The 18194-nt window shown below is 61.4% G+C and carries 16 protein-coding genes; 12 read left to right on the top strand and 4 right to left on the bottom strand.

Features of this window, described 5'->3' with window-relative positions; translation table 11 throughout:
- Positions 1 to 52: 52 nt before the first annotated feature.
- On the bottom strand, positions 53 to 2407 hold the full coding sequence (locus CRO59_RS19075) for a hybrid sensor histidine kinase/response regulator (RefSeq protein WP_097089320.1): 2355 nt from the start codon (positions 2405 to 2407) through the stop codon (positions 53 to 55).
- A 303-nt stretch (positions 2408 to 2710) separates the two neighbouring features.
- On the opposite strand from CRO59_RS19075, the gene CRO59_RS19070 reads away from it, so the two are divergent.
- From CRO59_RS19070 to CRO59_RS19055, 4 genes are all read left to right on the top strand, one after another.
- A complete protein-coding gene (locus CRO59_RS19070; protein WP_007960553.1) occupies positions 2711 to 3508 on the top strand; it encodes a hydroxymethylpyrimidine/phosphomethylpyrimidine kinase in 798 nt (265 codons plus the stop codon).
- An 18-nt stretch (positions 3509 to 3526) separates the two neighbouring features.
- Positions 3527 to 4150: a thiamine phosphate synthase gene (gene thiE / locus CRO59_RS19065; protein WP_097089322.1), complete on the top strand. Its 624-nt coding sequence runs from the start codon at positions 3527 to 3529 to the stop codon at positions 4148 to 4150.
- Between the two features lie 15 nt (positions 4151 to 4165).
- Positions 4166 to 5449, top strand: a complete 1284-nt coding sequence (hemL, locus tag CRO59_RS19060; RefSeq protein ID WP_097089324.1) for a glutamate-1-semialdehyde 2,1-aminomutase — start codon at positions 4166 to 4168, stop codon at positions 5447 to 5449.
- Positions 5450 to 5674: 225 nt separating this feature from the next.
- On the top strand, positions 5675 to 6229 hold the full coding sequence (locus CRO59_RS19055; RefSeq protein WP_003228518.1) for a tetratricopeptide repeat protein: 555 nt from the start codon (positions 5675 to 5677) through the stop codon (positions 6227 to 6229).
- A gap of 125 nt (positions 6230 to 6354) precedes the next feature.
- Here CRO59_RS19055 and CRO59_RS19050 read toward each other — a convergent pair whose 3' ends face one another.
- Positions 6355 to 6684 carry a DUF1820 family protein gene (locus CRO59_RS19050; protein WP_003185742.1) on the bottom strand — a complete coding sequence of 110 codons (330 nt, stop codon included), beginning with the start codon at positions 6682 to 6684 and terminating at the stop codon, positions 6355 to 6357.
- Positions 6685 to 6817: 133 nt separating this feature from the next.
- Here CRO59_RS19050 and miaB point away from each other — a divergent pair, with 133 nt between their 5' ends.
- The 5 genes from miaB (at position 6818) to lnt (ending at position 12230) form a co-directional block, all read left to right on the top strand.
- A complete protein-coding gene (miaB, locus tag CRO59_RS19045; RefSeq protein WP_007960557.1) occupies positions 6818 to 8146 on the top strand; it encodes a tRNA (N6-isopentenyl adenosine(37)-C2)-methylthiotransferase MiaB in 1329 nt (442 codons plus the stop codon).
- Between the two features lie 215 nt (positions 8147 to 8361).
- Positions 8362 to 9360, top strand: a complete 999-nt coding sequence (locus tag CRO59_RS19040) for a PhoH family protein (protein WP_097089326.1) — start codon at positions 8362 to 8364, stop codon at positions 9358 to 9360.
- The gene (ybeY, locus tag CRO59_RS19035) at positions 9353 to 9847 is read left to right on the top strand and encodes an rRNA maturation RNase YbeY (RefSeq protein ID WP_096795275.1); all 495 of its coding nucleotides are present in this window, start codon (positions 9353 to 9355) and stop codon (positions 9845 to 9847) included. The genes CRO59_RS19040 and ybeY overlap by 8 nt, the downstream gene beginning before the upstream one ends.
- A gap of 5 nt (positions 9848 to 9852) precedes the next feature.
- Positions 9853 to 10692: an HlyC/CorC family transporter gene (locus CRO59_RS19030; RefSeq protein WP_027612886.1), complete on the top strand. Its 840-nt coding sequence runs from the start codon at positions 9853 to 9855 to the stop codon at positions 10690 to 10692.
- A 14-nt stretch (positions 10693 to 10706) separates the two neighbouring features.
- Positions 10707 to 12230, top strand: coding sequence for an apolipoprotein N-acyltransferase (gene lnt, locus CRO59_RS19025; protein ID WP_097089327.1), 1524 nt, complete (start codon positions 10707 to 10709; stop codon positions 12228 to 12230).
- Positions 12231 to 12321: 91 nt separating this feature from the next.
- Here the strand turns inward: lnt and CRO59_RS19020 are convergent, their stop codons facing one another.
- Positions 12322 to 13101: a YdcF family protein gene (locus CRO59_RS19020; protein ID WP_097089329.1), complete on the bottom strand. Its 780-nt coding sequence runs from the start codon at positions 13099 to 13101 to the stop codon at positions 12322 to 12324.
- A 105-nt stretch (positions 13102 to 13206) separates the two neighbouring features.
- On the bottom strand, positions 13207 to 13530 hold the full coding sequence (locus CRO59_RS19015) for a hypothetical protein (RefSeq protein ID WP_096796296.1): 324 nt from the start codon (positions 13528 to 13530) through the stop codon (positions 13207 to 13209).
- 256 nt (positions 13531 to 13786) lie between these two features.
- Here CRO59_RS19015 and leuS point away from each other — a divergent pair, with 256 nt between their 5' ends.
- From leuS to holA, 3 genes are all read left to right on the top strand, one after another.
- The gene (gene leuS / locus CRO59_RS19010) at positions 13787 to 16393 is read left to right on the top strand and encodes a leucine--tRNA ligase (RefSeq protein WP_097089330.1); all 2607 of its coding nucleotides are present in this window, start codon (positions 13787 to 13789) and stop codon (positions 16391 to 16393) included.
- A gap of 88 nt (positions 16394 to 16481) precedes the next feature.
- Positions 16482 to 17087: an LPS assembly lipoprotein LptE gene (gene lptE / locus CRO59_RS19005; protein WP_007960576.1), complete on the top strand. Its 606-nt coding sequence runs from the start codon at positions 16482 to 16484 to the stop codon at positions 17085 to 17087.
- Between the two features lie 39 nt (positions 17088 to 17126).
- The gene (gene holA / locus CRO59_RS19000) at positions 17127 to 18164 is read left to right on the top strand and encodes a DNA polymerase III subunit delta (protein ID WP_097089332.1); all 1038 of its coding nucleotides are present in this window, start codon (positions 17127 to 17129) and stop codon (positions 18162 to 18164) included.
- Positions 18165 to 18194: the final 30 nt, after the last annotated feature.

Here is an 18194-nt window from a genome sequence, read left to right as displayed (position 1 = left end):
CCGTGGTTGATCAAAGTGTCATATGCGCCGAACTGTCGGCGCTTTCACCCTGTTACGCGCTGAGCACCCGACGCTCCAGCGCCGTCTGCAGGTCTTCGAATTTCACCGGTTTGTTCAGGTAATCGATGCGCGTACCCGGCGCGCAGTGTTCGCGATCCGTGCCCAGCGCCAGCATGAACACCGGCAGATTGGCGCAGCCAGGCAACGCATGAATCTGGCAGCACAACGACGCGCCTTCATGATTGGGCAACTGGCAATCAATCAGCACCGCGTCGAAGGTTTCCCGTTGCAGACAATCCAGCGCCGCCGGGCCGTTGTCCGCGGTGCGTACGCGGAACCCCAGTTTGAGCAGCATGCCGCGCATCACCAGTTGGTTGACGCTGTTGTCATCCACCAGCAACACCGTGCAGTCCTGCGGCGCACGGCTGCGCTCGTGCAGCGCGTCCGCGGTTGGCGCCGCTTCGACTTCCGGCAGCTCGAACTCGACATCCAGTTGAAAACGGCTGCCGCTGCCAGGTTGGGAGCGGTGGGTGAGCTTGCCGCCGAGCAGTTCCACCAGTTGCCGACAGATCGCCAGCCCCACGCCCAGCCCGCCGTATTCGCGGGTCATCGAGCCGTCGAGCTGGAAGAAACGCTGATACATCGTCGCCTCGCCCAGATCGGTGAAACCGATGCCGGTATCGATGACCGCAAACGACAGCGCCAGGCGGTTGTCCGTCGCCGGTTTGCCAGTGACCCGCAGCGCCAGACCGCCGACCCGGGTGAACTTGATCGCGTTGTCCAGCAGGCACTCCAGGCACTGCGCCAGTTTTGCGCTGTCGCCGTGCAAGCGATCCGGCAGGGTCGGCAGCACCTCGACTTTGAAGTCCAGCGACTTGCTGGCCGCGTTGCCATCGAACTGCACGCGCAAGGCCTCGACCACCGCGCGCAGACTGAAGCTGCCCGGCGTCGCCTTGAGCTTGCCGGCCTGCAATTCGGTGAGGGTGAGGATGCCGTTGACCATGCGCATCATGTCCCGGGCAGAGCCAGCGGCGGTTTGCTGGTATTGCTCCAGTTCAGGCTCCAGCTCGACGGTCTGCATCAGTTCCAGCGAACCGATCACACCGTTCATCGGCGTGCGCAATTCGTGGGTCAGGGTCGCGAGGAATTCATCCTTGAGCTTGTTGCTGTGGGCCAGTTGCTGGTTGAGCACTTCGAGCTTCTGCCCGGCATCGAACAGGGTTTGCGCCTGTTGTTCGCGCATCGCGTTGATGCGATCAGCCAGCGCCAGCGACAGCAGCGCGACTTCGATCGCCGAACCGATCTGACTGGCGTACATGGTCAGGAACACGTTCGGCAGCAGGCCCAGCACCATCAGCGTATTGACGATGCCGCCGAGCAGGAATGCCGACCAGGCAATGATGAAATAACGCGCCACCCGCAAGCCACGCCACCAGGCGAGAATCCCCGCGGCGAAGATCACCACGGTGAACACCAGCGCCAACAGGGTCGCCAGGCGCAGCGACAATGCGTAACTGGTCATCAGCGACAGCCCGACCACCAGCGCGCCGAACGCGATCAGGGCGATCAGCAGATAGTCGAGCCAGCGGCTGTGGGTTCTGGTCTGCAGGAAACTGCGGGCGAACTGGCTGCCGAACAACCCGGCGCAACCGATGAAAAACGGTGTGGCGGCGTTGGCCCACCACGGATTGTCCGGCCAGAAATACTCGACCGCCGCGCCGTTCACCGACAGTTGATAAAGGCCGAACGAGGCGATGTAGAAGATGTAATAGAGGTAGCTGGTGTCGCGCACGCTCAGGTAGATGAACAGGTTGTAGACCAGCATCCCCAGCAGCACGCCATAGATGATCCCCAGCACATACAGGCGCACCGGCTGGTCTTCGAGGTACGCGGTGCTCGACCATAACGTCACTGGTGCCTGGATCGAGCCTTCACTGGCCAGGCGCAGGTACACGGTTTTTTGCTGGTCAGGGGCGAAGGTCAGGTCGAACAGGTAATTGTTCTGCCGGATCTCGCGACTGGCGAACGGAAAGGCGTCGCCGGTCTGCCGGATCAGGCGGTAGTCGCCATTGGCATCGGCCATATAAAGGTCGAGGTGATCGAGCGGCGGATACGCCAGTTCCAGCAGCCAGGTGCGCTGGGCGGCCGGATTGTTCGGACGGTAATGCAGGTCGATCTTCAGCCAGAACGCCGAGCGCGAGTAACCGGCATTGAGCGTGGCTTTGTCATGGGGTTTGAAATTGCCCGCCGCCGCTTGAGCACGGACGTCGGCGATGTTCGCCTGACCGCTCGGGTCTTCGAACACTTGCAAGGAGCGGCCCAGGGGAAGGCTCTGGGTATTTTCGTCGAACTCGACGGCGCTTGCGAGGAGGGGCAAGCAGAACAGCAACATCAGCAAATAGCGCATTGAAGCCCCAGCGTGGCTCGTCCGGTTGTGTCAGGAAGCCCCCCATTCCCTTTGAGTAGACGTAAAACCGGTATTACCTGTTATTGGTTTGGATCCAGACTAGCATAGCCGTTGATAGCCATTGAGCACCATCGAAATTTTTCCTACAAAGGCTCTAGAACGGGCGTTTCAGAGCAAAGCAGCGGACTAGAGCTGTTGAGTTGGTCAACTCAGTAAAGCAGCAGACATTGTGAATGCTTTTGTGATGACAAGCTCGATCGGGACTGAACCCCAAATTCAGCTTTGGTGGTAAGCTCGCGCACCATGAATATCTACAGCTCCCGCCCCGTTGTCCTCTGTCTCTCCGGCCACGACCCCAGTGGTGGCGCCGGCTTGCAGGCAGATATCGAAGCCCTGCTCGCGCAGGGTTGCCATGCGGCTCCGGCCGTCACCGCCCTGACCGTGCAAGACACTGTCAACGTCACTGACTTCCGCGTCCTCGACCGTGAGTGGGTACTGGCCCAGGCCAATGCCGTGCTCAACGACTCCGAAGTCGCTGCGGTCAAACTGGGCATGCTCGGTTCGCTGGAAATGGTCGACACCGTGGTCGAACTGCTCTCTGCGCACCCGCACTTGCCAGTGGTCTGCGACCCGGTGCTGCGTGCCGGCGGCGGCGGACGCCTGGGCAAGGACGAAGTCGGTTATGCGATGCGCGAGCGTCTGCTGCCACTGTCGATCATTGCCACCCCCAACCTGCCCGAAGCGCGGATTCTCGCCGAACTGCCCGAAGGCACTGCGGACGAGTGCGCGGAAAAACTCCTGCCGTTCGTCAAAAACCTGCTGATCACCGGCGGCCATGGCGACGAAACTGAAATCCACAATCGCCTGTACAGCCGTGACGGCCTGCGTGAAACCTTCTATTGCCAGCGTTTGCCGGGCAGTTATCACGGTTCCGGCTGCACATTGGCCAGCGCCCTCGCCGGTCGGCTGGCCCAAGGTGAAAACCTCGCCAGCGCCGTGCGTACGGCACTGGATTACACCTGGCGCACCCTGCGCGATGCCGAACAACTGGGCAAAGGCCAGTTCGTGCCGCGTCGCCTGCCGCTGGATTTTTGCTCGTAACGTCGTGAGGTCTGCCTGATGAAACTACGTGGCCTGTACGCCATCACCGACAGCCAATTACTGGCGGGCAAGTTTCTGTCGTATGTGGAGGCGGCGCTGGAAGGCGGCGTCACCCTGCTGCAATACCGCGACAAAAGCAGCGACGAGGCCCGCCGTCTGCGCGAGGCCGAAGCGCTACGCGATCTGTGCGAACGTTACAAGACGCAGTTGATCATCAACGATGACGCCGAATTGGCCGCACGCCTCAACGTCGGCGTGCACCTGGGGCAGACCGACGGCCCGCTGTCGCCGACCCGCGCCCTGCTCGGCTCCAAGGCCATCATCGGGTCGACCTGCCATGCGCAGCTCGAACTGGCTGAACAGGCCGCCAAGGAAGGCGCGAGCTATGTCGCCTTCGGTCGCTTCTTCAATTCCAGCACCAAACCCGGCGCGCCAAGCTGCAGCCTCGATCTGCTCGACGAGGCCAAACGCAAGCTGCATCTGCCGGTCTGCGCGATTGGTGGCATCACCCTCGACAACGCCGCGCCGCTGGTGGCCCACGGGGTCGACCTGCTGGCGGTGGTCCACGGTTTGTTCGGTGCCGAAAGCACCGCCGAAGTGACCCGCCGCGCCCGCGCCTTCAACGAACTTCTGAAAATCTGATTTGAGAGCCCGAACATGTCTCGTTCCGAAACCCTGTTTGCCAATGCCCAGAAACACATTCCCGGTGGCGTGAACTCGCCGGTTCGCGCGTTCAAGAGCGTGGGCGGCACACCGCTGTTCTTCAAGCATGCCGAAGGCGCCTACGTCACTGACGAAGACGACAAGCGCTATGTGGATTACGTCGGTTCGTGGGGGCCGATGATCCTCGGCCACAGCCACCCGGACGTGCTCGACGCAGTGCGCAATCAACTGCAACACGGCCTGTCCTACGGCGCGCCGACCGCGATGGAAACCGAGATGGCCGACCTGGTCTGCTCGCTGGTGCCGTCGATGGACATGGTGCGCATGGTCAGCTCCGGCACCGAAGCGACCATGAGCGCGATTCGTCTGGCCCGTGGCTACACCGGTCGGGACAGCATCATCAAGTTCGAAGGCTGCTACCACGGCCACTCCGACAGCCTGCTGGTCAAGGCCGGCTCCGGGGCGCTGACCCAGGGCGTGCCAAGCTCCGCCGGTGTGCCGGCCGCGTTCGCCAAACACACCCTGACTCTGCCGTTCAACGACATCGACGCCGTGGAGAAGATGCTCGCCGAAGTCGGTCAGGACGTCGCCTGCATCATCGTCGAGCCAGTCGCGGGCAACATGAACTGCGTGCCGCCGGCACCGGGTTTCCTCGAAGGCCTGCGTTCGCTCTGCGACAAGCATGGCGTGGTGCTGATTTTCGACGAAGTGATGACCGGTTTCCGCGTTGCCCTCGGCGGTGCCCAGGCGCACTACGACGTGACCCCGGATCTGACCACCTTCGGCAAGATCATCGGCGGCGGCATGCCGGTCGGCTGCTTCGGCGGCAAGCGTGAAATCATGGAGCGCATCGCGCCGCTGGGCCCGGTGTATCAGGCCGGCACCCTGTCGGGTAACCCACTGGCGATGGCCGCCGGTCTGACCACCCTGCGCCTGATCAGCCGTCCGGGGTTCCACGCCGAACTGACCGACTACACCACGCGCCTGCTCGACGGCCTGCAACAACGCGCCGATGCCGCGGGCATTCCGTTCGTGACCACGCAAGCGGGTGGCATGTTCGGCCTGTATTTCAGCGGCGCCAACGACATCGTCACCTTTGAAGACGTGATGGCCAGCGACGCAGCACTGTTCGGTCGCTTCTTCCATCTGATGCTGGAAGGTGGCGTGTACCTGGCGCCGAGTGCATTCGAAGCCGGTTTCACCTCGATCGCCCACGGCGAAGCCGAGCTGAAAATCACCCTGGACGCTGCAGAACGCGCCTTCGCTGCATTGAAGTAATCGCCGTACCGCTGACGTTGGCCATGGCCAGCGTCAGCTTTCACCTACACTCACGCCGTTTTTCCCACGCCTCTGCTAAAAATCCATCAGAAAGTGGCCGATATATTCCCCGCGCAGCAGAAAAACGAGTAAAGACTTTGTAAGGTTGGCCCTGCTTATTTCATAATGCGCGCTTATTGGATCCCTCGATGGGTCCGCGTGCCCTTCAGAGGTAAGTCGATTCCCATGAACCGCACCGGCCGCACCCTTGCCTTGGGCTGCCTGTTGCTCCTTCAGCCCCTGCTCGCGCATGCACAAGCAGGCGGCAACTCGTTGTTGATCCCGGCGATGGGTCGTTGCACCCTCAACACTCAGCCGCAAGACGTCACGCAGGCACTGGCCGCCTGCCAGAAAGCGGCCGACGAAGGGGATGCGCAAGCGCAATACGAGTTGGGTGAGTTCTACTACGACGGCAAGAATGCGCCACGCGATCTCAATCAAGCCCTGAGCTATTTCGAAAAGGCCTCGCTGCAAGGCCACGCTCAGGCGCAGTTCAAGCTTGGCACCATGTTCTTCCACGGCGAAGGCGTGCAGGCCAACAACATTCAGGCGTACATCGTGCTGAAGATGGCCGCGGTCAACGGCGCCGAAGATGCGCTGGACACCGCCGACGAAGTCTCCGAAAAAATGTCCCGCGAAGACCTCGAAACCGCGACCCAGGTGCTCGGGCAAATTTTCCGTAAATACCTGATGGAACTGCAGAGCGCCGACGGGCGTACGCCGTTCTCGCCACTTCCCTGATTTCTGCTTTGCTCTGACTATCCCCATTCGCGAGCAGGCTCGCTCCCACATTTGATCTCCAGCGCTGCGAAGATCTTTTGTGGGAGCGAGCCTGCTCGCGAAGGGGGGCGACGCGGTTCTGAGCCCTACTTCTCAGGCATCGGCATCGGAAACGGCATCACATTGCCGACCGCGCCACGGGCTTCGCTGATTTTCGGGGTGCCCAGACGTTCCACCTCGTCGATGCGCACGATCGAATGCATCGGCACAAAGCTGCGCACCACGCCTTCAAACTGCGCCTTGAGCTTCTCTTCGCTCGGATCGACCACCACTTGCGTGCGCTCGCCAAAGACGAACTCTTCCACTTCCAGAAAACCCCACAGATCACTTTGATAGATCTGCTTGGCGTACATTTCGAACACCTGGCCCTGGTTGAGGAAAATCACCTTATAGATTGGAGCTTCGCGTTTGGTCATGGCGGGGGGATAACATCGGGGATAAAAATGAGGGCGCAAACTATAGCATAGCCGCCGGACGCACAGCGGTAGGAACCTGAGGGCTTGTTCCCTATAATGCGCGGTTCTTTGAATCAGGTGACGACCTTACTCCATGGCCAAGAAGCTTTACATCGAAACCCACGGTTGCCAGATGAACGAGTACGACAGCTCGCGCATGGTTGATCTGCTGGGCGAACATCAGGCCCTGGAAGTCACCGCCCGCGCCGAAGACGCCGACGTGATTCTGCTCAACACCTGCTCGATCCGCGAACGTGCTCAGGATCGGGTGTACTCGCAGCTCGGCCGCTGGCGCGAACTGAAACTGGCCAACCCGGACATGGTGATCGCCGTCGGTGGTTGCGTGGCCAGCCAGGAAGGCGCGGCGATCCGTGATCGCGCCCCGTACGTCGACGTGGTCTTCGGCCCGCAGACCCTGCACCGTCTGCCGGAAATGATCGACGCCGCGCGCAGCAGCAAGTTGCCGCAAGTCGACGTCTCGTTCCCGGAAATCGAAAAATTCGACCATTTGCCCGAGCCGCGCATCGACGGCCCGAGCGCCTACGTGTCGGTGATGGAAGGTTGCAGCAAGTACTGCACGTTCTGCGTGGTGCCCTACACCCGTGGCGAAGAAGTCAGCCGGCCGTTCGATGACGTGATTGCCGAGATCATTCACCTCGCCGAAAACGGCGTGCGTGAAGTCACCTTGCTCGGGCAGAACGTCAACGGCTATCGCGGCCTGACCCACGATGGGCGTCTGGCCGATCTGGCCGAGCTGATCCGCGTGGTCGCCGCTGTCGACGGCATCGACCGCATCCGCTACACCACTTCGCACCCGCTGGAGTTCTCCGACAGCCTGATCCAGGCCCACGCCGAAGTGCCGGAGCTGGTCAAACACCTGCACTTGCCGGTGCAGTCGGGTTCCGACCGGATCCTCGCGGCGATGAAGCGCAACCACACCGCGCTGGAGTACAAATCCAAGCTGCGCAAACTGCGCGCTGCGGTACCGGGTATCTGCATCAGTTCGGACTTCATCGTCGGCTTCCCTGGCGAGACCGAGAAAGACTTCGAACAGACCATGAAGCTGATTGCCGACGTCGGTTTCGACTTTTCCTACTCGTTCGTCTACAGCCAGCGCCCGGGCACCCCGGCGGCCGATCTGGCCGACGACACCCCGGAAGAGCTGAAGAAAGAACGCCTGAACGCCTTGCAGCATCGTTTGAATCAGCAAGGGTTCGAGATCAGCCGACAAATGGTCGGTTCGATCCAGCGCATTCTGGTCACCGACTACTCGAAGAAAGACCCGGGCGAGCTGCAAGGGCGTACCGAGAATAATCGTATCGTCAACTTCCGCTGCGATAATCCGACCCTGATCGGCCAGTTCGCCGATGTGCACATCGATGCGGCGCAACCGCACTCGCTGCGCGGCTCGCTGATTCAATAACACCGCATATCCCTGTGGGAGCGAGCCTGCTCGCGAAAGCGGTCTGTCAGACACCTCAATGTTGAATGTGTCGCCGCCTTCGCGAGCAGGCTCGCTCCCACAGGTACAGCGCCAGGGGCATGAATCGGGCGAGTTCATATAAGAGCTTTCGCACCCACGCCACTGGCGTTATCCTTGATTTCATCTTAATTGCCCCAGGGCGGCTAAATACGACCTTGAACGCACCCATAGAACCACATCGTTTTATCCTCGAGCCCTTTGAGGCTCGCCGCTTCGCCAATCTGTGCGGGCAATTCGACGAGCATCTGCGCTTGATCGAACAGCGCCTGGCCATCGAGATCCGTAATCGCGGAAACCAGTTCGAGCTGATCGGCGACCCCAAGCACACCACGTCTGCGGAAAACCTGCTGCGCCGCCTGTACCGCGAAACCAAGGGTACCGAGCTGTCGCCAGACATGGTGCACCTGTTCCTCCAGGAATCGGCCGTGGTCGAACTGGACAACCACGCCCCCGCCGAAGCCTCCGTCGCCCTGCGCACCAAGAAAGGCATGATTCGCCCACGCGGCTTGAATCAGCTGCGCTACGTGAAGGAAATCCTCGGCAACGACATCAACTTCGGCATCGGTCCGGCCGGTACCGGCAAGACCTATCTGGCTGTGGCTTGCGCCGTCGATGCCCTGGAGCGCGAGCAGATCCGCCGCATCCTGCTGGTGCGTCCGGCGGTTGAAGCCGGTGAAAAACTCGGCTTCCTGCCCGGCGATCTCGCCCAGAAGATCGACCCGTACCTGCGCCCGCTGTACGACGCCCTCTACGAAATGCTCGGCTTCGAATACGTGGCCAAGCTGATCGAGCGCCAGGTGATCGAAGTCGCGCCGCTGGCCTACATGCGCGGTCGGACGCTGAACAACAGCTTCATCATTCTCGACGAAAGCCAGAACACCACCGTCGAGCAGATGAAAATGTTCCTGACCCGGATCGGCTTTGGCTCCACCGCGGTCATCACCGGCGACATCACCCAGGTCGACCTGCCGCGCGGTACCAAGTCCGGGCTGCACCATGTGATCGAAGTGCTCAAGGACGTTCCTGGCATCAGCTTCACCCACTTCCAGCCCAAAGACGTCGTGCGCCATCCGTTGGTGCAGCGGATCGTCGAGGCCTACGAGCGCTTCGAGACCCGTGCCGAAGCCGCCAGGGAAACCTCGCGCGATGCTTGAGCTGGATCTGCAAATCGCTACTGAAGCGAACGCCCCGAGTGAAGCCGACTTCCGCAAATGGTGCGAACTGGCCCTGCGCCAGCGCAGCGCCGACTCGGAAATGACCATTCGTCTGGTTGACGAGGAAGAAGGTCGTGAGCTCAATCACACCTGGCGCCACAAGGATTACGCGACCAACGTCCTGTCGTTCCCGGCCGAAGTCCCGGACGAGTTTCTCGATATCCCGCTGCTTGGCGATCTGGTGATCTGCGTGGCCGTGGTCGAGCGCGAAGCTGCCGAACAAGGCAAGGAACTCCAGGCCCATTGGGCACATCTAGTCATTCACGGCTGCTTGCATCTGCTCGGTTACGACCATATAGATGACGACGAAGCCGAAGAAATGGAAGCACTGGAACGCGAGTTGCTTGCCGAACTGGGCTATCCCGATCCGTACGCGGACGACGAAGCCGAAACATCCCCTATCGTTACAACAAAGGATTCAGAGTAATCGCTATGAGCGAAGATCGATCGAGCAACGGGCAGAAGTCATGGCTGGGTAAACTGACCCAGGCTTTTGCCCACGAGCCGAAGAACCGTCAGGAGCTGCTTGAGCTGCTGCGTGATGCACATCAGAACAAACTGCTGGACAGCGAAGCGCTGGCCATCGTCGAAGGCGCCATTCAAGTGGCTGACCTGCAAGTACGCGACATCATGGTGCCGCGCTCGCAGATGATCAGCATCAAGGCGAACCAGACACCCCGTGAATTCCTCCCGGCCGTGGTCGACTCGGCCCACTCGCGCTATCCGGTCATCGGCGAAAGCCACGACGACGTGATGGGCGTGCTGCTGGCCAAGGATCTGCTGCCGCTGATCCTCAAGGAGAACGGCGACAGCTTCAACATCAAGGACCTGCTGCGCCCGGCCACCTTCGTGCCCGAGTCCAAGCGTCTGAACGTGTTGCTGCGTGAATTCCGCGCCAACCACAACCACATGGCCATCGTCATCGACGAATACGGCGGCGTCGCCGGCCTGGTGACGATTGAAGACGTGCTGGAGCAGATCGTCGGCGACATCGAAGACGAGCACGACGTCGAAGAAGACAGCTACATCAAGCCGCTGCCCAGCGGTGACTTCCTGATCAAGGCCCTGACGCCGATCGAGAACTTCAACGAGTTCTTCGACAGCGAATTCTCCGACGACGAATTCGACACCGTCGGCGGCCTGGTGATGAGCGCGTTCGGGCACTTGCCAAAACGCAACGAAATCACTGAAATCGGCGCCTATCGTTTCCGCATCCTGAACGCCGACAGCCGTCGGATTCATTTGCTGCGACTGACGCCAATCGCTCGTTAAATCTAAGGACTGAAATGCGCTGGACAACCCGCCCCGGCTGGCCCGGTAACCTGCTGGCCGTGGCGGCCGGTGCAATCACCACCTTCGCCCTCGCCCCGTTCAACATCTGGCCGCTGGCTTTGCTCGCGGTTGGGCTGTTCCACGCCGGCCTGCGCGAGCTGAAACCGCGTCAGGCGCTGGGCCGTGGCTGGTGTTTCGGTTTCGGCCTGTTCGGCGCCGGCACCAGTTGGATCTACTACAGCATCCACCACTTCGGTGGTGCCTCGGTGCTGCTGGCCGGGTTCCTGATGCTGCTGTTCACCGCAGCGATCGCCTTTTTCTTCGCCCTGCCCGCCTGGGTCTGGGCACGCTGGTTGCGCCGAAATGAAGCACCGCTGGCCGATGCGCTGGCGTTTGCCGCGCTGTGGGTCGGCCAGGAAGCGTTTCGTGGCTGGTTCCTCACCGGTTTTCCGTGGCTCTACTCCGGCTACAGCCAGCTCGACGGCCCATTGGCCGGGCTCGCGCCGGTCGGTGGCATGTGGTTGGTGTCGTTCGTTCTGGCGCTGACTGCGGCGCTGATCTACAACGCACCGCGTCTGCTGCAAACCGGTCGTAAAGGCTTTATCGCGGCCGGTTTGCTGTTGCTGGTTGGGCCATGGGTGGCGGGTATTGCGCTCAAGGGCCACGCCTGGACCAGTCCGTCTGGCCCGGCACTGAGCGTCGCTGCGATTCAGGGCAACGTCGAACAAAGCATGAAATGGGATCCGGCGCAGCTTAACGCGCAACTGGCGCTGTATCGCGACCTGAGTTTTCGCTCGAAGCCGGTGGACCTGCTGATCTGGCCGGAAACCGCGGTACCGGTGCTCAAGGAGTCCGCCGAGGGCTACTTGAACATGATGGGCAACTTCGCCGCCGAGCGTAAATCGGCGCTGATCACCGGCGTGCCGATCCGCGAGACGGTCCGCCACGAAAAACGCTTCTTCAACGGCATCACCGTGGTCGGCGAGGGCGATGGCACCTACCTCAAGCAGAAACTGGTGCCGTTCGGTGAGTACGTACCGTTGCAGGATCTGCTGCGCGGGTTGATCGCGTTCTTTGACTTGCCGATGTCCGACTTCGCTCGCGGTCCGGCGGATCAGCCGCTGCTGCAGGCCAAGGGTTATCAAATCGCGCCATTCATCTGCTACGAAGTGGTGTACCCGGAATTCGCCGCTGGGCTGTCGGCACGCAGCGATCTGCTGCTGACGATCAGCAACGACACCTGGTTCGGCACCTCGATCGGCCCGCTGCAACACCTGCAAATGGCGCAAATGCGCGCACTTGAGGCAGGCCGCTGGATGATCCGCGCTACGAACAATGGCGTGACCGGACTGATCAACCCGTTCGGGCAGATCACCGAGCAGATCCCGCAGTTCGAACAGGGCATTCTGTATGGCGAAGTGGTGCCGATGCACAACCTGACGCCGTACCTGCAATGGCGTTCGTGGCCGCTGATCATCGTCTGTGTGCTGCTGTTTGGCTGGGCGCTGATGGCGAGCCGGATGTCGAAAACCCTTTAAAAAGCTTCGCGAGCAAGCCCGCTCCCACATTTGGAATGCAATTCAAATGTGGGAGCGGGCTTGCTCGCGAATGGACATCAGCAGCACCCAATCAATCAGGGTTGGCATCACCCCGGTAAAACAACGAATACCCCACCTGCCCCACCGCCTCATTCAGCAACTGCCCGCTTTGCCAGATCGACTTGAACTCCGGCAGCCAGCCACCAAACGGGCGCGCATTATCGGTCCCGAGAAACCCGACGGGCGCCGGCACCACTTCGAATCCTGCCTGCTGGAAACACCACACGGCGCGCGGCATGTGCCAGGCCTGCGTGACCACCACGACGCGCTTGATGCCTTGTGGCAACAAGATGTCGGCGCTGAATTTGGCGTTTTCCCAGGTGGTACGGCTCTCGCCTTCCTGCCAGCGCGTGGTCACGCCGAAATCATCGCGCAACGAATCGGCCATCAGCTTCGCCTCGGTCGGCGGCGTGCCGTAATGCAAGCCACCGCTGGTCAGAATCGGCAGCCCGGAGGCCTTGGCCAGTCGCGCCGCATAGCGCTGACGCTCCAGCCCCACGCCGGTTGGCTGGTCCTCGCCCCAGGCCAGATCGCCGCGCTCGCGCCCGGAACCCAGCACCACGATGGCATCGGCGCGCTGCGCCAATATCGACCACGCGTCACGGGGCAGCGGCGGCTCACGCTCCAGCGCCTTGGCGCCCCACTGCACCACCACCGGCAGGCTCATCAGCCAGAAACCACCCAGGCCAAGGGCAAAACACAGGCCGGCCAGCCGTGGCCGGGAGCGGCGCAGCCACCAGGCGACCAGCAACAGCAGCAAAAGAATGCCAGGCGGCAATAGAAGTTGTTTGATGAAGTAACGCAAAGGCATCGGGGCATCTCCAGAGATGCCCGAAGCCTAAGAGTGTTAATGACACGTTACAACCGATAGGTAGGATCCTGTTGGAAAAGATCCGTTACTTGACCTGCCATGCGATTACTTGGCCTGCACAGAACGAACCTTGACGGTGTCTCTGCCGGGCGCCTTGTCCTTGAGCCAGATGACCTTGGCTGAATGTGCTGCATCGAGCTGTTTCACTGCCTGCGACAGGTATCCATGCGATTCACGCTCACTGCGATCCAGATAGGCCTTGACCAGTTTGAACTCGGCGGGGCTCAAGCCACGCAATTCCAGTTCCACGGGGCGCTCGTCGCGCAGCCGGCCAGCGGTTTTTGCAGCGTCGAGCGCCATGCCCAGACGATCCATCAACCGTTCGTACAACTCGGGTTTCGTCACGTTTTTTTGCCGTTGCTCCACCATCCCTCACCTCATTGAAGATAAGACTCACTCCCCAATAAGAGCTTAGCTTCGCTGCACAAACCGGCTGAACGCCGCGACCAACGGCCCTCGCCACGGTTTTCCGGGGCCAGACAGCTGTAATCAGGGTTTCCCTAGGCCAAGCGCGGTCATGTATGCTACGGCGCTTCCTGTCATTCCACTTCCAGCCTGTCCGGAGCATCCCCCGGAGGGCGCGTTGAAGAGGATTAGGCCACCCCTATCCAGTACAAAAGTAGCCATGCACGAACAATATCAGCCCCGTGAAATCGAAGCCGCCGCCCAGTCGTTCTGGGACGAGCAAAAGTCCTTTGAAGTCAGTGAACAGCCAGGCAAGGAAACCTACTACTGCCTGTCGATGTTCCCTTACCCCAGCGGCAAGCTACACATGGGGCACGTGCGCAACTACACCATCGGCGACGTGATCTCCCGCTACCAGCGCATGCAAGGCAAGAACGTTCTGCAACCGATGGGTTGGGACGCCTTCGGCATGCCGGCGGAAAACGCCGCGATGAAGAACAATGTGGCGCCCGCCAAGTGGACCTACGAAAACATCGCCTACATGAAGTCCCAGCTGCGCAGCCTGGGCCTGGCGGTGGACTGGTCCCGTGAAGTGACCACCTGCAAGCCGGATTACTACCGCTGGGAACAATGGCTGTTCACCCGCCTGTTCGAAAAAGGCGTGATCTACCGCAAGAACGGCACCGTGAACTGGGACCCGGTCGACCAGACCGTGCTGGCCAACGAACAGGTGATCGATGGTCGCGGCTGGCGCTCCGGCGCGCTGATCGAAAAGCGCGAAATCCCGATGTACTACTTCAAGATCACCGCTTACGCGGATGAGCTGCTGGAGAGCCTCGACGAACTGACTGGCTGGCCGGAACAGGTCAAGACCATGCAGCGCAACTGGATCGGCAAATCCCGCGGCATGGAAGTACAGTTCCCGTACAACGTCGACTCGATCGGCGAAGCAGGCACCCTCAAGGTCTTCACCACCCGTCCGGACACCCTGATGGGCGCGACCTACGTTGCCGTGGCAGCCGAGCACCCGCTGGCCACCCAGGCAGCGCAGAACAACCCAGAGCTGCAAGCCTTCATCGCCGAATGCAAGGGCGGCAGCGTGGCTGAAGCCGACGTCGCCACTCAAGAGAAAAAAGGCCTGCCGACCGGCCTGTTCGTCGAGCACCCGCTGACCGGTGAAAAACTTCCGGTCTGGGTCGCCAACTACGTGCTGATGCACTACGGCGACGGCGCCGTGATGGCAGTTCCGGCGCACGACGAGCGCGATTTCGAATTCGCCCACAAGTACAACCTGCCGGTCAAATCGGTGGTGCGCACCAGCTCCGGCGACACCAACCCGGCTCCGTGGCAAGACGCCTACGGCGAGCACGGCACGCTGATCAACTCCGGCGAGTTCGACGGCCTGGACTTCACCGGCGCGTTCGACGCCATGGAAGTCGCCCTGATCAAGAAAAACCTCGGTGCCTCGCGCACTCAGTTCCGCCTGCGCGACTGGGGCATCAGCCGTCAGCGCTACTGGGGTTGCCCGATCCCGATCATCCACTGCGCCACCTGCGGTGACGTGCCGGTGCCGGAAGACCAGTTGCCGGTGGTGCTGCCGGAAGACGTGGTGCCGGACGGCGCCGGTTCGCCGCTGGCGCGCATGCCGGAATTCTACGAGTGCAACTGCCCGAAATGCGGCCAGCCTGCCAAGCGTGAAACCGACACCATGGACACCTTCGTCGAGTCCTCCTGGTACTACGCCCGTTACGCCTCGCCGCACTTCGAAGGTGGCCTGGTGGAAAAATCCGCGGCCGACCACTGGTTGCCGGTGGATCAGTACATCGGCGGTATCGAACACGCCATTCTTCACCTGCTGTACGCGCGTTTCTTCCACAAGCTGATGCGTGACGAAGGTCTGGTCAGCTCCAACGAGCCGTTCAAGAACCTGCTGACCCAGGGTATGGTGATCGCCGAGACTTACTATCGCCGCGAAGCCAATGGTGCCTACACCTGGTTCAACCCGGCGGACGTGGAACTCGAGCGTGACAGCAAGGCCAAGGTCATCAGCGCCAAACTGAAATCCGACGGCCTGCCGGTGGAAATCGGTGGCACCGAGAAAATGGCCAAGTCGAAGAACAACGGCGTCGACCCACAGTCGATGATCGATCAGTTCGGCGCCGACACCTGCCGCCTGTTCATGATGTTCGCTTCGCCGCCGGACATGAGCGCCGAATGGTCGGACTCCGGCGTTGAAGGCTCGCACCGTTTCCTCAAGCGCGTCTGGCGCCTGGCGCAGGCCCATGTGACCCAGGGCCTGCCGGGCAAGCTGGACATCGCCGGCCTGAACGACGAGCAGAAAGCCGTGCGCCGCGCCATCCACCTGGCCATCAAACAGGCCAGCCACGACGTCGGCCAGAACCACAAATTCAACACCGCCATCGCTCAGGTGATGACGCTGATGAACGTGCTGGAAAAAGCTGCGCAAGGCACGGAACAGGACCGCGCGCTGATTCACGAAGGTCTGGAAGCCGTGACGTTGTTGCTGGCTCCGATCACGCCGCACATCAGCCATGAGCTGTGGAATCAACTGGGCCACGCTGACCCGGTGATCGATGCCGGCTGGCCTGCGGTCGATGAAAGCGCACTGGTGCAGGACAGCCTGCAACTGGTCATTCAAGTGAACGGCAAGCTGCGTGGCCAGATCGAAATGCCGGCCAGCGCCACCCGCGAAGAAGTTGAAGCGGCGGCCCGCGCCAACGAAAACGTGCTGCGTTTTGTCGACGGTCTGACCATTCGCAAAGTGATCGTTGTACCAGGGAAACTGGTCAACATCGTCGCCAGCTAAATTGGATTGGGCGTCAGGTTCGCCTGACGCACTGTAAAACCTTTCGGGCCGCAGGGTCGGCCCACATGGTTTCAAGGGGAGCAACACAATGATCAAACGCAATCTGCTGGTGATGGGCCTCGCCGTTCTGCTGAGCGCCTGCGGTTTCCAGCTGCGTGGCACCGGCACCAACGAACTGTCGATCAAGGAGCTCGATCTGAGCGCCCGTAACGCGTATGGCGAGACCGTCACCCAGCTGCGTCAGGTGCTCGAGTCCAGCGGCGTCAAGGTCTACAGCGGTGCACCGTACAAGCTGTATCTGGCTGACGAACAGGAAAACCAGCGCATCCTCAGCTACGCCGGTGCCGGTCGTACGGGTGAGTACCAAGTGACCACCGTGCTGAACTACGACATCGTAGGCGAACACAATCTGAACCTGTTGAGCGACAAGCTTGAAGTGCAGAAAGTGTTCATCCACGACGGCAACAACCTCGTCGGCTCCGATCAGGAAGCCAACGACGCCCGTCGCGAAACCCGTCGCGAACTGGTTCAGCGCATGATGCTGCGCCTGCAACAGCTGACGCCGGGCCAACTGCAGCAATTGCAGCAAGCGGCCAACGACCGTGCCCGGGCTGAAGCCGACGCGCTGAAGGCGGCACAGAAAGCTGAAGCGGAAACCCCGCGTCAGTCGCCGCTCGAACTGCCGCAGCAGTAAGACGTACGGGGCGCTCAGGCGCCCCGTTCGCCCTCTCTTATGAAGCTCGCTCCCGCTCAACTCGGCAAACACCTGCAAGGCGCGCTCGCGCCCGTCTATATCATCAGCGGCGATGACCCGCTGTTGTGCCAGGAAGCCGCCGACGCCATTCGCAGTGCTGCCCGCCAGCAAGGTTTCGACGAACGCCAGGTGTTCGCCGCCGACGCCAATTTCGATTGGGGGACCTTGTTGCAGGCCGGCGCCAGCATGTCGCTGTTCGCCGAAAAACGCCTACTGGAACTGCGCCTGCCTTCGGGCAAGCCCGGTGACAAGGGCGCTGCTGCGCTGATCGAATACTGCTCGCGCCCCGCTGAAGACACGGTGCTGCTGATCAGCTTGCCCAAGCTCGACGGCAGTGCGCAGAAGACCAAGTGGGGTAAGGCGCTGGTCGAAGGCCAGCAGACTCAATTCATCCAGATCTGGCCAGTGGATGCCAATCAGCTGCCGAGCTGGATTCGCCAGCGCCTGTCGCAGGCCGGCTTGTCGGCCAGCCAGGACGCGGTCGAACTGATCGCCGCACGCGTCGAGGGCAACCTGCTCGCCGCTGCGCAGGAAATCGAAAAGCTCAAGTTGATGGCCGAAGGTGGGCAGATCACCGTCGAAACCGTGCAGGCCGCAGTGGCCGACAGTGCGCGCTTCGACGTGTTTGGCCTGACCGACGCCGTGCTTAACGGCGAACCGGCCCACGCCTTGCGCATGCTTGAAGGCCTGCGCGGTGAAGGCGTCGAGCCACCGGTGATTCTCTGGGCACTGGCGCGGGAGTTGCGCCTGCTGGCCAATATTTCGCTGCAGTACAGCCAAGGCACGCCGCTGGACAAGTGCTTCAGTCAGGCGAAACCTCCGGTCTGGGACAAGCGCAAACCGCTGATGAGCAAAGCCCTGCAACGCTACTCGGCGCAACGCTGGGCGCAGTTGTTGCTCGAAGCCCAGCGCATCGATGCGCAGATCAAGGGTCAGGCCGCCGGTTCGCCGTGGATGAGCCTGAGCCGGTTGGCGCTGTTGATGTCCGGCCAGCGCCTGACTCTTCCCGCCGAATAATCTGTCATACCGTATAACGACCCTTCGCGA

The organism is Pseudomonas sp. LAMO17WK12:I5 (assembly GCF_900215165.1).
GTDB classification, from domain to species: domain Bacteria; phylum Pseudomonadota; class Gammaproteobacteria; order Pseudomonadales; family Pseudomonadaceae; genus Aquipseudomonas; species Aquipseudomonas putida_A.
The sequence above is the reverse complement of the archived record's forward strand: the minus strand, read 5'-3'. Positions and strand labels throughout refer to the sequence as shown.

Excerpts from the sequence above, each read along its gene's own strand:
- ybeY (WP_096795275.1), top strand. The coding sequence starts at position 9,353 with ATGCTTGAGCTGGATCTGCAAATCGCTACTGAAGCGAACGCCCCGAGT.
- thiE (WP_097089322.1), top strand. The coding sequence starts at position 3,527 with ATGAAACTACGTGGCCTGTACGCCATCACCGACAGCCAATTACTGGCG.
- CRO59_RS19030 (WP_027612886.1), top strand. The coding sequence starts at position 9,853 with ATGAGCGAAGATCGATCGAGCAACGGGCAGAAGTCATGGCTGGGTAAA.
- lptE (WP_007960576.1), top strand. The coding sequence starts at position 16,482 with ATGATCAAACGCAATCTGCTGGTGATGGGCCTCGCCGTTCTGCTGAGC.
- CRO59_RS19075 (WP_097089320.1), bottom strand. The coding sequence starts at position 2,407 with ATGCGCTATTTGCTGATGTTGCTGTTCTGCTTGCCCCTCCTCGCAAGC.
- CRO59_RS19020 (WP_097089329.1), bottom strand. The coding sequence starts at position 13,101 with ATGCCTTTGCGTTACTTCATCAAACAACTTCTATTGCCGCCTGGCATT.
- lnt (WP_097089327.1), top strand. The coding sequence starts at position 10,707 with ATGCGCTGGACAACCCGCCCCGGCTGGCCCGGTAACCTGCTGGCCGTG.
- holA (WP_097089332.1), top strand. The coding sequence starts at position 17,127 with ATGAAGCTCGCTCCCGCTCAACTCGGCAAACACCTGCAAGGCGCGCTC.
- CRO59_RS19070 (WP_007960553.1), top strand. The coding sequence starts at position 2,711 with ATGAATATCTACAGCTCCCGCCCCGTTGTCCTCTGTCTCTCCGGCCAC.
- CRO59_RS19015 (WP_096796296.1), bottom strand. The coding sequence starts at position 13,530 with ATGGTGGAGCAACGGCAAAAAAACGTGACGAAACCCGAGTTGTACGAA.
- CRO59_RS19055 (WP_003228518.1), top strand. The coding sequence starts at position 5,675 with ATGAACCGCACCGGCCGCACCCTTGCCTTGGGCTGCCTGTTGCTCCTT.
- miaB (WP_007960557.1), top strand. The coding sequence starts at position 6,818 with ATGGCCAAGAAGCTTTACATCGAAACCCACGGTTGCCAGATGAACGAG.
- leuS (WP_097089330.1), top strand. The coding sequence starts at position 13,787 with ATGCACGAACAATATCAGCCCCGTGAAATCGAAGCCGCCGCCCAGTCG.
- hemL (WP_097089324.1), top strand. The coding sequence starts at position 4,166 with ATGTCTCGTTCCGAAACCCTGTTTGCCAATGCCCAGAAACACATTCCC.
- CRO59_RS19050 (WP_003185742.1), bottom strand. The coding sequence starts at position 6,684 with ATGACCAAACGCGAAGCTCCAATCTATAAGGTGATTTTCCTCAACCAG.